The organism is Sphingomonas sp. GW821-FHT10F09 (genome assembly GCF_058809195.1).
The window spans coordinates 971927-984065 of the sequence record NZ_JBXASI010000001.1; the positions used below are offsets into that span (position 1 = coordinate 971927).

The 12139-nt window shown below is 68.0% G+C and carries 12 protein-coding genes; 6 read left to right on the top strand and 6 right to left on the bottom strand.

The features are described 5' to 3' along the window. Positions 1-18: 18 nt before the first annotated feature. The 3 genes from mutM to dnaA all read left to right on the top strand — a co-directional run bounded on the left by mutM (position 19) and on the right by dnaA (position 3063). Positions 19-834 (top strand): bifunctional DNA-formamidopyrimidine glycosylase/DNA-(apurinic or apyrimidinic site) lyase, encoded by an 816-nt coding sequence (mutM, locus tag AC1RTO_RS04560; protein ID WP_493159707.1) that lies wholly within the window; start codon positions 19-21, stop codon positions 832-834. A 113-nt stretch (positions 835-947) separates the two neighbouring features. Then, entirely contained in the window at positions 948-1211 is a 264-nt protein-coding gene (gene rpsT, locus AC1RTO_RS04565; RefSeq protein ID WP_493159708.1) for a 30S ribosomal protein S20, read from the top strand. A 421-nt stretch (positions 1212-1632) separates the two neighbouring features. After that, positions 1633-3063, top strand: a complete 1431-nt coding sequence (dnaA, locus tag AC1RTO_RS04570; RefSeq protein WP_493159709.1) for a chromosomal replication initiator protein DnaA — start codon at positions 1633-1635, stop codon at positions 3061-3063. Between the two features lie 218 nt (positions 3064-3281). Here dnaA and trpS read toward each other — a convergent pair whose 3' ends face one another. From trpS to secB, 3 genes are read right to left on the bottom strand one after another with little or no spacing between them, the layout of a single operon-like run. Continuing rightward, on the bottom strand, positions 3282-4298 hold the full coding sequence (trpS, locus tag AC1RTO_RS04575) for a tryptophan--tRNA ligase (protein ID WP_493159710.1): 1017 nt from the start codon (positions 4296-4298) through the stop codon (positions 3282-3284). Between the two features lie 10 nt (positions 4299-4308). Next, complete coding sequence (gene murJ / locus AC1RTO_RS04580; RefSeq protein WP_493159711.1) at positions 4309-5886, bottom strand: murein biosynthesis integral membrane protein MurJ; 1578 nt, start codon at positions 5884-5886, stop codon at positions 4309-4311. Between the two features lie 25 nt (positions 5887-5911). Next, a complete protein-coding gene (gene secB / locus AC1RTO_RS04585) occupies positions 5912-6424 on the bottom strand; it encodes a protein-export chaperone SecB (RefSeq protein ID WP_493159712.1) in 513 nt (170 codons plus the stop codon). A gap of 204 nt (positions 6425-6628) precedes the next feature. On the opposite strand from secB, the gene AC1RTO_RS04590 reads away from it, so the two are divergent. The 3 genes from AC1RTO_RS04590 (at position 6629) to AC1RTO_RS04600 (ending at position 9338) form a co-directional block, all read left to right on the top strand. Next, positions 6629-7279 carry a Tim44/TimA family putative adaptor protein gene (locus AC1RTO_RS04590; RefSeq protein WP_493159713.1) on the top strand — a complete coding sequence of 217 codons (651 nt, stop codon included), beginning with the start codon at positions 6629-6631 and terminating at the stop codon, positions 7277-7279. Positions 7280-7450: 171 nt separating this feature from the next. Then, positions 7451-8797 carry a murein transglycosylase A gene (gene mltA / locus AC1RTO_RS04595; RefSeq protein ID WP_493159714.1) on the top strand — a complete coding sequence of 449 codons (1347 nt, stop codon included), beginning with the start codon at positions 7451-7453 and terminating at the stop codon, positions 8795-8797. A gap of 25 nt (positions 8798-8822) precedes the next feature. After that, positions 8823-9338, top strand: coding sequence for a Smr/MutS family protein (locus AC1RTO_RS04600; RefSeq protein ID WP_493160332.1), 516 nt, complete (start codon positions 8823-8825; stop codon positions 9336-9338). Between the two features lie 169 nt (positions 9339-9507). Here AC1RTO_RS04600 and dapE read toward each other — a convergent pair whose 3' ends face one another. From dapE to AC1RTO_RS04615, 3 genes are read right to left on the bottom strand one after another with little or no spacing between them, the layout of a single operon-like run. Beyond that, positions 9508-10626 carry a succinyl-diaminopimelate desuccinylase gene (dapE, locus tag AC1RTO_RS04605; protein WP_493159715.1) on the bottom strand — a complete coding sequence of 373 codons (1119 nt, stop codon included), beginning with the start codon at positions 10624-10626 and terminating at the stop codon, positions 9508-9510. A 10-nt stretch (positions 10627-10636) separates the two neighbouring features. After that, on the bottom strand, positions 10637-11299 hold the full coding sequence (locus AC1RTO_RS04610) for a glutathione S-transferase family protein (RefSeq protein WP_493159716.1): 663 nt from the start codon (positions 11297-11299) through the stop codon (positions 10637-10639). Positions 11300-11350: 51 nt separating this feature from the next. Further along, positions 11351-12133, bottom strand: coding sequence for a hypothetical protein (locus AC1RTO_RS04615; RefSeq protein WP_493159717.1), 783 nt, complete (start codon positions 12131-12133; stop codon positions 11351-11353). Positions 12134-12139: the final 6 nt, after the last annotated feature.

Sequence of the window (12139 nt, forward strand, 5' to 3'; positions counted from 1 at the left end):
GCAACCTAGCTGATCCGTGTGCCAGAACTTCCCGAAGTCGAAACCACCGTCCGCGGGCTGACCCCCGTCCTCGCCGGCCAGCGGCTGACACTGGTCGAGCCGCGCCGCGCCGACCTGCGCAAGGCGATCCCCGTCGATCTGCGCCAGCGGATGACGGGCGCGACCGTGACCAGGCTGGGGCGGCGGGCGAAATACGGACTGATCGACACCGATCGCGGCGATACGTTGATCTTCCACCTCGGCATGTCGGGACGCTGGCGGGTCGATCCGACCGAGCGGCTGGCGCACGACCATCTGCTGATCGAGACGGCGGAGGGGCGCAGCCTCGCGCTCAACGATCCGCGGCGATTCGGCTTCCTCGATCTGGTCGAGACGGCGGCGCTCGACGCCTATCCGCCCTTTGCCGCGATGGGGCCGGAGCCGCTGGGGGACGACTTCACCGGTGCCGCGCTGCATGCCGCGCTGAAGGGGCGGGTGGCGCCGATCAAGGCGATGCTGCTCGACCAGCGAATCGTCGCGGGGCTGGGCAACATCTATGTGTGCGAGGCGCTGCACGTCGCGCGGATCGCCCCGACGCGGGCGGCGGGGCAGATCGCGCTGCCGCGGCTCGAGCGGCTGGCGGTGGCGGTGCGCGAGGTGCTGCTGGCGGCGATCGATGCGGGCGGATCGACGTTGCGCGACTATGCCCGGCCTGATGGCGAGCTGGGCTATTTTTCCAAGCAGTTCCTCGTATATGGACGGGAGGGCGAACCCTGCCATTGCGGTGGCACGGTACAGCGGCGGGTGGATAGCGGGCGATCGACCTTCTATTGTCCCCGATGCCAGCGCAATTGAGCGGTCGTGGTTGACCCGCATCGCCACAATCGCTAAGGGCGCTGCCTTCGAGACGGCGTAGGGATGACCGGCGCCTCTTTATATCGACCACATTACTCGCAAGGACGTACCGAATGGCGAATACGCCGCAAGCCAAGAAGCGCATCCGTCGCAACCAGCGCCGTGCCGACATCAACGGTGCCCGCGTCGGCCGCATCCGTACCTTCATCAAGAAGGTCGAATCGGCACTTGCTTCGGGCGACAAGGCTGCGGCGACCACGGCGCTTGCGGCGGCTCAGCCGGAGTTGCAGCGCGGCGTCGCCAAGGGCGTGCTGCACAAGAACACTGCCAGCCGGAAGTTCTCGCGTCTGACCAAGGCGGTCACCACGCTCGCCTGACCCACGTCGCGCGTCAAATATTGCAACCCGTCGGGACCCGTCCCGGCGGGTTTTTTGATGTCCGGATCGGGCGCAAAAAGAACGAAAAGGGGAAAGGCAGGAGTCACCGCGATTCGTGTCCTCTCGATCACGGCGCGCTGGCGATAAAGTCAGCATAAACAGTGGCTTGTTCGATTTCTCGACGCATTTCTGCGGGCCAGGGGCTGTCAATCCCGTTTATTTCAGGAATGTGACCCGGCGGGGGCTTGATCGACTCGGCCTAGGCTTCATAACTCGCCCTCACCGCGGCGACATTCATCGCCATCGGGGACCTGAACAGCGTGGGCATGCCGAACGGCCATTGGCCGTAAGGGGGATTTGTCTGTCTTGAATACGACCGCCGGCCCGCCAGTGCGTGGTTCCGGCAACGGAGAGTTGTGCGTTGAACGATTGGCAGGCAGCGGTGGGGACGGAGAGCGAGGCGCATCGCGCCTGGGCCCGTGTCCGCAGCAACCTGCGTGAATCGGCGGGTGCGCGGTTGTTCGAGCAATGGCTGAAGCCGATGGAGCTGATCGAGGACGGCGATGCCGACACGATCCGGCTCGGCCTGCCGTCCGCGTTCATGACCAACTGGGTCCGCAACCATTATGCCGACCGGCTGATGCTCGAATTCCGCACGCTGCTGCCCAACGTGCGCGGCGTGTCGATCGAGACGCGCATCGTCGCGCCGGCCGCGGTCAAGCTGGTCGCCGAGGCGCCCGCGGCTCCAGCCCCGGCCGCGCCGGCGCCGGCGCCGACGCCGGTCGTCCAGCACGCGCTGCCGCTCGTCGCGGCGAAGCCGGCCGGCGAACGCCCGTCGCTCGATGCGCGCTTCACCTTCGACCGGTTCGTCGTTGATGCCGCCAACCGCGTCGCGTTCAACGCGGCGCGTGCGCTCGCCGAGCCGGGCGTGCCGCGGTTCAGCCCGCTGTTCCTCCATTCGGGGACGGGCCAAGGCAAGACGCATCTGATGCATGCGATCGGCCATGCCTTTCTGGCGCAGCATCCCGATGCCACCGTCATCTGCATGTCGGCCGAGCGCTTCATGTTCGATTTCGTCGCGGCGATGCGCGCGCGCGACACGCACAGCTTTAAGCAGCGGCTGCGCGGCGCCGACCTGCTGTTGATCGACGACCTCCAGTTCATCGCCGGCAAGGACGCGACGCAGGAGGAATTCTTCCACACAGTCAACGAGATCATGAGCGCGGGCAAGCGGCTGGTGATCTCCGCCGACCGCTGCCCGCAGGCGCTGGACGGCGTCGAGGCACGGATCGTCAGCCGCATGTCGGTGGGGCTGGTGGCGGACATCAAGGCGCCCGACCTCACGTTGCGGCGTGCTATACTGGACAGGAAACTCAGCGACCTGCCGGAGGCGAAGGTCCCTGCCGAGGTGCTCGACCTGCTGGCGGCGCGCATCCACGCCAATATCCGCGAGTTGGAAGGCGCGCTGAACCGCGTCGTCGCCTATGCGCAACTGACCGGGGACAGCATCGACATGGACTTCGCGGTGGCGACGCTCGGCGACGTGCTGCGCGGCGCGCAGCGGCGGGTGACGATCGACGAGATCCAGAAGCTGGTCAGCCAGCATTTCGAACTGAAGCCGCTGGACCTGGTGTCGGCGCGCCGCAGCCGCGCGGTCGCGCGCCCGCGGCAGATCGCCATGTATCTGGCCAAGCGGCTGACGACGCGGTCGCTACCCGAGATCGGCCGCAAGTTCGGTGGGCGCGATCATTCGACGGTGATCCACGCGGTGCGCAAAATCGAGGAATTGCGCGACCAGGATCGCGATATCGATGCCGCGGTGCGCACGCTGATGCGGGAGCTGGAGGCTTAGGCGGTTCGTCGGTGCATGGACGGATTGTTCATGCGAAGACGCGAAGATGTTTCGTTCGCGCGGAGGCGCGGAGAAGAAGGTCGGCTGCGCGAGCAGCTATTCTGCTCTTTGACGCAGGCTTGGCGTTGACGGGCGCTTTGCGCCGACTTGGCCCTCTCTACGCCGTCGCGTGATCCGAACGTCTTCGCGGCTTTGCGTCTTCGCGTGAACTCATCGTTTTAGAGCACCAGCCCCATCGCTTCCTGTGCCTGACGGAGGACCGGGGCGGACAGTTCGCGTGCCTTTTCGGCGCCCTTGTTCAGGATCGCATCGATCGCAGCGCGGTCGTCGAGCAGGCGGACCATCGTGTTGCGGATCGGGCCTAGCTTCGCGACGGCGAGGTCGGCGAGGTCGGGCTTGAAGGCGCCGAAGCCCTTCCCGGCGTAATCGCCGAGCACGTCCGCGGGTGTGCGATCGGCCAGCGCGGCGAAGATCGTCAGCAGGTTCCTCGCCTCCGGACGGTCGGCGAGTTCGTCGATCGTGTCGGGCAGGAAGCCGGCGTCGGTCTTCGCCTTCCTGAACTTCTCGGCGATGACCTCGTCCGGATCGACCAGCTTGACCACCGACTGTTCGGACGGATTGGACTTGGACATCTTCGCCGACGCATCGCGCAGCGACATGATCCGCGGCGCGGCGCTGCTGACCAGGGGCTCGGGGAGGGTGAAGAGGTTGGTTGCGTAGTCGTTGTTGAACTTGGTTGCGATATCGCGGGCGAGTTCAAGATGTTGCTTCTGGTCCTCGCCGACGGGCACGTGCGTCGCGTTGTAAAGCAACACGTCGGCGGCCATCAGCACCGGGTAATCGTACAGGCCGACGCTGGCGCCTTCGCGGTTCTTGCCCGCCTTGTCCTTGAACTGTGTCATCCGGTTGAGCCAGCCGACGCGGGCGACGTTGTTGAGCAACCACGACAATTCGCTGTGCGCGGGCACCCGCGCCTGGTTGAACAGGATCGAGCGGTCGGGATCGATGCCGGCGGCGACCAGCGTCGCGGTCATCTCGATCGTCTGGCTGCGCAGGTCCGCCGGCGCGATCCACTCGGTCAGCCCGTGCAGGTCGGCGATGAAGTAGAGCGTCTCGCCACCCTCCGCCTGGATCGCATCCTGCATCGCGACCCATTGCTTCACCGCCCCCAGATAATTGCCGAGGTGGAGGTTGCCGGTGGGCTTGATACCGGAGACGACGCGCTTTGCGGACATGAACGGGCTTTCAGGACTTTGAACGGAGGAGCTGGCGGATGTCGCGGGGCCGAAGCGCGCCGGTTGCGAACACCGCGAGGGCATAGACCAACATGCCGGTGCCGACCAGCACGACCATCGCGCCCCAACGCGCAAGGTTCGCGCCGGTGGTGTAGGGCTGGAACAGGTCGTTGAGGAAATACATGACGCCGCCCATCAGCAGGGCGGCGACCAGCAGCCGCGGCGCGCGGCGCCTGAGCTGCGCGTCGGGGACGAACTGGCCGCGGCTGGCCAGCGTGCGATAGAGGAGCGCGACGTTGACCGTGCTGGCGATCGCGGTGGCGAGCGGCGGCCCCATATGCCGGAGGGGAACGATCAGCGCGAGGTTGAGCGCGAGGTTCACGCCCATCGAGATCGTCGCGTAACGCACCGGCGTCCGGGTGTCGGAACGGGCATAATAGCCGGGCGTCAGTACCTTGACGAGGATGTAGGAGGGCAGGCCGATCGAGAAGGCGGCGAGCGCCTGCGCGGTGAACTGCGTGTCGGTGGCGTCGAACTTGCCGTGCTGGAACAAGGCGGCGGCGATCGGCGTGCCACAGATGACCAGCGCCACCGTCGCGGGCAGGGTGAGCAGCAGCGCAAGCTCCATGCCGCGGTTCTGCATTGTCATCGCCGCCGCCTCCTCGCCGCGGCCGAGCAGCCGCGAGATGGTGGGGAGCAGAACGGTGCCGAGGCCGATGCCGATCAGCCCGAGCGGCAGCTGGTTGAGGCGATCGGCGGCATAGATGTAAGACACCGATCCCGACGGCAGCAGGCTGGCGGCGAGCGCGGTCGAGACGACGAGGTTGATCTGCACCGCGCCCGCGCCGGCGGCGGCGGGGCCGATCAGCGCCATCAGTCGCTTGACGTCGGGTCCGAGGCGCGGGCGCTTGATCCGCAGCGTCACGCCGGCGCGGCGGCAGGCATACCACAGCCACAGCAATTGCAGCGCGCCCGAGACGGTGACCGCGATCGCCTGATTGCGCGCGGTGAGCAGGGGCACGTCGTCGTGGAAGAACAGCAGCGCCGCGATCAGCGTCGCGTTGAGCAGGATCGGCGCAGCGGCATTGACCCAGAATTTGTGCAGCGAATTGAGGATGCCGCCGAGCAGCGACACGAGGCTGATGAACAGCAGATAGGGGAAGGTCAGCCGTGCGAGTTGGACGGCGAAGTCGAACTGCTTCGGATCGACGCCGTTGAACCCGCCCGATAGCGCATAGGTGACGGGCCAGGCGGCGATTTCCATCACCGCGGTCATCACGATCAGGATCGGCAGCAGGATCGACAGCGCGTCCTCGGCGAAGGCGATGCCGTGGGCGAGGCCGGTGCCCTCCGCCGCCTTGTCACCCTCGGCCACCTTGCGGTTGAACATCGGGATGAAGGCGGCGGAGAAGGCGCCCTCCGCGAACAGCGCGCGGAACAGGTTGGGCAGGCGGAACGCGATCATGAACGCGTCGGATGCGAAGCCCGCCCCGACGAAGCGGAAGAACAGCGAATCGCGCAGCAATCCCAGCACCCGGCTGGCGAGCGTCAGTCCGCCCACCGAGCCGAGCGCCTTGGTCAGGTTCACCGGCGTCCGCCCCCCGCTTGATGGATCAGGCGTGGCCGACGTCGCCGACCGAGAAGGCGCCGCCGTTATTCTGTTCGGACTGCTGCAGGTACAGCTGCGCGAAGTCGATCGGCTCGAGCAGCAGCGGCGGGAAGCCGCCGTCGCGCACGCAATCGGCAAGCACGCGGCGCGCGAACGGGAAGAGCAGGCGCGGTGCCTCGCCGAGCAGGAACGGCTGGATCGCATCGGCGGGGACGTTGCGCAGGCCGAAAAGGCCGGCATAGGTCAGGTCGACTATGAACGCGGTCTGGCCCTCGGCCTCCGCCTTGACGTCGATCTTGAGCAGGACCTCGTGCACTTCCTCGCCGACCTGCGCGGTGCCGATATTGAACTGCACGTCGATCGCGGGCGGGTTCGGGTTCTGGAAGATCGCCGGCGCGTTCGGATTCTCGAACGACAGATCCTTCACATATTGCGAGATCAGGCCGGCCGCAGGCGCGGTGTCTTCGCCGTTCATCGGCTGCGTATCGATCGTGGTGCCGTTGTCCTGGTCGGCCATGCAAATGATCCTCGAATGAAGCGGAAAGGTGGGGACCGAAGCAGCCCGTCGGGCGTTCGATGCCGATGGCGCCCGCGCCTAGCAGCGCCTGCCCGGACTTTCAACGCCGGGCGGAAGGGCATGCGGACGAATAGTGTCGTCCGAATAGTGTGGTTTGAATAACAGGGGCTTTCGGCCTATGTATCGGTCAAGATCGGAGGCACGGTGTTCTACGTAGTTCTTCTCGCGATGGTGGCGGCCTTTCTGGCGCTCCGTCTCTACAGCGTGCTCGGCAAGCGCACCGGCCACGAGCAGCAGCCGTTGCCGCGTGCCGCCGAGGATCGGCCGTCGGCTCTGCCGGTCGCGCCGCGCGCGGTCGATGCGGCGCCCGAGGCGCGCGATCCCGTTAACCGCAACATCGAACCGCGCGCCGAAGCCGGCCTGCGCGCGATCATCGCGGGCGAGCAGGGCTTCGACGTCAACCAGTTCCTGGGTGGCGCGCAGGCAGCGTACCGGATGACGCTGGAGGCGTTCTGGCGGGGTGACGATGCCGCGCTGGCCGACCTTGCCGAACCCGATGTCGCGCATGCTTTCGGCGAGGCGATCACCGCACGGCGCGATGCCGGCGAGACGCTGGAGAACCGGCTGGTCTCGATCGAGCGGGCGGTGATTTCCGACGCGTCGCTGGACGGTCGCGAGGCACGGATCACGGTACGCTTCGATGCCGACATCGCCGCGGTGACGCGCGATGCCGAGGGGCAGGTGATCGCCGGGTCGCTGACCGACGCGGTCGAGACGCATGACGTCTGGACCTTCGCCCGGACGCTCAAGAGCCGCGATCCGAACTGGAAGCTGGCGGACACCGACGAGGAATAGGCCCGGCGGGTCGATCGGCCTGACCCGGCGGCGGAAAGGTGACGTCGCCGGCTTTCGCCGACGCCGGTAAACAGGCGATGTCGGCAAACAAGCGCTTGTCCCCATCGGCGCGCTTCGGCAGAGCTTCGCATCACGCCAGCCGCCGACGACAGCGGACCAACGGGGACCAGGATGACCGGTAATCGCGTACTTGCCAGCATCGCGCTGGCCCTCGCCCTCAATGCCTGCGGCGGCCGCGTCGTGCCGCTCGCGACGGGCAATGCGCCGACCGCGCAGCCGCCGCGCGGCAACGCCGGCCAGCCGGGCCGGCCTGCACCGCGGCCCATCGCCCCCGGTCAGCAGATCGCGAGCGGGCGCGGGTTCGATGGGCGCATCCAGCCGGCGGTGCCGTTGCTCGCCGCGCCGGTCGTCGCCAATCCCGGCGCGACCACGGCGGCGACCGCGGGGATCGTGCCCGGCCCGGCGCTCGACACGCTGCCGATCTCCGAGGCGCAGGCCGAGGCGGCACGGCGTGCCTTTCTGTCGAGCTGTCCCGGGCTGATGCGGCGCGCCGATACCTCCGGCCTGACGCGCGGGACCGACTGGCAGCCCGCCTGCGCCGCCGCGGCGAGCGTACCGCCGGGCGGCGCGCGCGCATTCTTCGTCGGCTATTTCGAGGCGGTGCAGGTCGGCGACGGCAAGGCCTTCGCCACCGGCTATTACGAGCCGGAGATCGCCGCCTCACGCGAACGGCGCGCCGGTTACGAGGTGCCGATCTACGCGCGGCCCGACGACCTGATCGACGTCGATCTCGGCCAGTTCAGCGAGGCACTGAAGGGCAAGAAGGTGCGCGGCCGCGTCTCGGGCAGCAATCTCGTGCCCTATTACGACCGTGCCGCGATCGACACCGGCGTGCTCGACGGCAAGGCGCCGGTGCTCGCCTGGGGCGCGGACGAGGCGGCGGTGTTCTTCCTCCAGATTCAGGGGTCGGGGCGGCTGCGGCTGCCGAACGGCGACATCATGCGCGTCGGCTACGACACGCAGAACGGCCGCGACTATACCGGCATCGGTGCGCTGATGAAGACGCGCGGGCTGCTCCAGCCGGGGCAGACGTCGATGCAGGGGATCGTCGCCTGGCTGCACGCGAATCCCGTCGAAGGGCGCGCGATCATGGCGGAGAACAAGAGTTTCGTGTTCTTCCGCGAACTCAACACGCCCCCGGTCGGTGCGATGGGTTATGTCGTCAATGGCGGGATCAGCGCGGCGGCGGACGTGAAATACGTGCCGCTCGGCGCGCCGGTCTTCCTGTCGATGGACCGGCAGGACGCGAGCGGCCTGTGGGTGGCGCAGGACACCGGTGGCGCGATCAAGGGCAGCAACCGCTTCGACACCTTCTGGGGCGCGGGCGCGACCGCGGAGGCGACCGCGGGCGGCATGGCGGCGCGCGGCACCGCGTTCCTGCTGCTGCCGATCGGCACGCTCGCGCGCACGCGGGCCGTCCCCTATGGAGCGGGGTCCGTTGCGCCAGCTCAACGCTGACGAAGCCGACCTGTGGGCGCGGGTGATGGCGACGGTGAAGCCGTTGCGGCCGGTGCCCGTCGCGGTGGCGAAACCGGTCGCCGCTGCGCCTGTGCCGGTGAAGGCGACCCGGCCATCCAAGGCGTTGACCCGTGCGGTCGCGGCGGCGCGGCCGATAGCGGCGAAGCCGGTGATCGCCGCGCCGTCGCCGCGGCAGAATACGCTCGACGGCAGCTGGGACAAGAAGCTGACCCGCGGCATCGTCAGCCCCGACAGCTCGATCGACCTGCACGGGCACACCTTGTCCTCCGCCCACGCGATGCTCGACGATGGCCTGTCGCGGGCGATCGCGCGGGGCGACCGCGTGCTGCTGCTGGTGACGGGCAAGCCGCCGCGGCCGGAGAGCGAGCGCCCGCATGCGCGCGGCGCGATCCGCGCGGCGATCGCGGACTGGCTGGCGGCCTCGCGGCATGCGGATGCGATCGCGGCGGTGCGCGGCGCGCATCCGCGGCATGGCGGGCAGGGCGCGCTTTATATCGTGCTGCGGCGGGGCGGGCGTTAGAGCGGAGGGGCTGAGGTCTCGGCGTCGAGTGGAAGAAGAGGTGGTTCGCGCGGAGGCGCGGAGGGCGCAGAGGTGTTGTAGATGCCGCGCGGGCGATACTTTCCCTCCATCATCGCGATGACGGCGCCGCGCCGGGCGGCCCCCCCCCCCCGCGAACCCGATAGTCGGATCAGGCGACCGCGAGCCGCGCGATCACGTCCGCGTAGATCGCGGTCAGCGTGTCGAGATCGGCGACGGCGACCGCCTCGTCCACCTGGTGCATCGTCGCGTTGACGAGGCCGAATTCCACCGTCGGGCAGAGCTTCGACAGGAAGCGCGCGTCGGAGGTGCCGCCGGAGGTGGAGAGCTCCGGCACCAGCCCTGTCTGCGCCTCGATCGCGGCGCTGACCAGGGCGGTGAAGGCGCCGGGTTCGGTGAGGAACGCCTCGCCCGATACCTTGCCGGTGACGATCGCGGCGGGGGCGTGTTCGTGGACGAGGGCGCGGACGCGTTCGATCAGGTCGGCGCCGCGCTGTTCGTCGTTGAAGCGGATGTTGAGGCGGGCGCCGGCGCGGGCGGGGATGACGTTGTGCGCGGGATTGCCGACCGCGATGTCGGTGATCTCGAGGTTCGACGGCTGGAACCACGCATTGCCGTGGTCGAGCCCCATCGCCTGCAGCGCCGCCAGCGCCTTTGCGAGCTTGCCCGCCGGATTGTCGGCGAGGTGGGGGTAGGCGACATGACCCTGCCGGCCGGGCACGTCGATCCAGATGTTGACCGAGCCGCGCCGGCCGATCTTCACCATGTCGCCGAGCCGGCGCACCGAGGTCGGCTCGCCGACGAGGCACAGGTCCGGCGCGATGCCGCGCGCCGCCATCCGTTCGATCAGCGCGGGGGTGCCGTAGGTCGCCGGGCCTTCCTCGTCGCCGGTGATGAGCAGGCTGAGCGTCGGGCCGGCGGCGCGCGAGGCGGCGGCGGCGAAGGCGGCGACCGCGCTCTTCATGTCGACCGCGCCTCGGCCATGGAGCAGGTCGCCGCGGATCGCGCCCGACCAGGGCGAGCCGGTCCAGCCGTCGCCGGGCGGGACGACGTCGACATGGCCGGCGAAGGCGAGATGCCGCCCCGCACCGGGCCGGAGCGCGATCATATTCTCGACCGGGCCATCGGGCGCCGTGCCGACGACGAAGCGATCGACCGCGAAGCCGATCGGCACCAAGGCGGATTCGAGCACGTCGAACACCGCGCCGCGCGCCGGGGTGACACTGTCCGCCCGCAGCAGCGCCTGCGCCAGCGCCAGACCGTCGATCACGCCGCCGGCCTCACGTCGAGGGCTGTTCGTATTGCTGGATCACCCAATCCTCTTCCTGCGCGCCGGCGATCCAGTCCTGCATCCACGGATGCTGGACGACCGCGTCGATATAGGCGGCGGCGAAGCGCGCGATCGGCAATTGGTAGGTGATGATCCGGGTGCAGACCGGCGCGAACATGATGTCCGCCGCGCCGAACTGCCCGAACAGGAACGCGCCGTCACCGCCCCAGCGCGCGCGGGCCTGCGCCCACAATTCCATGATCCGGCCCAGGTCGGCGATGACGTCTTCGTCGGGGCGGTTCGCGGGAAAGACCTGGCGGATGTTCATCGCATGCTTGCGGCGCAACGCGGTGAAGCTGGAGTGCATTTCCGCCGCCATCGATCGTGCCATCGCGCGGGCCGGTTCGTCCTGCGGCCAGAAACGGTCGCGCCCGACCTTGTCGGCGAGATAATCGACGATCGCGAGGCTGTCCCACACCACCGATTCGCCGTCCCACAGGATCGGCACCTTGCCCGACGACGGCGCGAACTCCGCACCTTCGCGGCGGCGATCCCATTCCGCGTCGTAGAGCGGCACGACGACCTCCTCGAACGGAAGGCCGGACTGTTTGCACGCCAGCCAGCCGCGAAGCGACCAGCTGGAATACGCCTTGTTGCCGATGATGAGCTTCATGCCGCCGACCTATATCGATTGGACGACGGCACGGAAGCCGCCTTCGTGGACTCAGCTTGATCGCTGGGCGAATTCCGTCCAGCGCAGGGCTGATTCCGCGAGATACGCTCGGACAAAGCTGGTTCCTGCCGTGGCCGGGAATGCCTTGGAGGTCGAGCATGCTGGGGCAGCTACCAGAAGGATTTTTACGGCCTGCCGTTCTTCGGCTGACCCATGCTTGCTCAGGAGGACCGAACGGGTAGCGCCCGGCGCTTGAACAACCATACAATTCGCGATGGCGGTGTAGGAGCGGTCATCCGGCAATCGTGCCTTGCCCCTCAGGAGTTCGTCGGCACGGAAGGCGTCCAGATCCGATTGGGTCGTCCCGGTGCTATGCAACGCCCGGCCGGCGGGCTGCCGTTTGTACAACGCTTCGGCAAGGCTGCCTCTCAAAAACACGACCGGTGGGCGATAGGCATAGGGGAGGCACGCCTTCGATACGCCTACGAGTTGGCGTAGTTCGGTAAGCTCGGTCCGGGTATTTGGTGGTGTTTCCAACACGGACCGCACACGGGCCGGGCTGACGTTTGCGGCGCAACGTCCGTATTGCTGCGCAAGCTCATACGTCTGTTGATAATATTTACTTTGCGCGAAAGGACCGGAGCCCGGGAAACCACCCAAGGGCAAGAATGACTGCGGTACGATCGGCAACCGCATCGGCAGTGTGGTTGGGACGACATTCGGGGTCGCAGGAATGGCGGACGGTGGGGCGGTCGGTGCCGTCTGTGCGAACGCGGCAGGAAGGCTGGCAGTGAACGCAGCTACAGATGCGAAACAGAACAGTGCCTTGTTCATCGACGT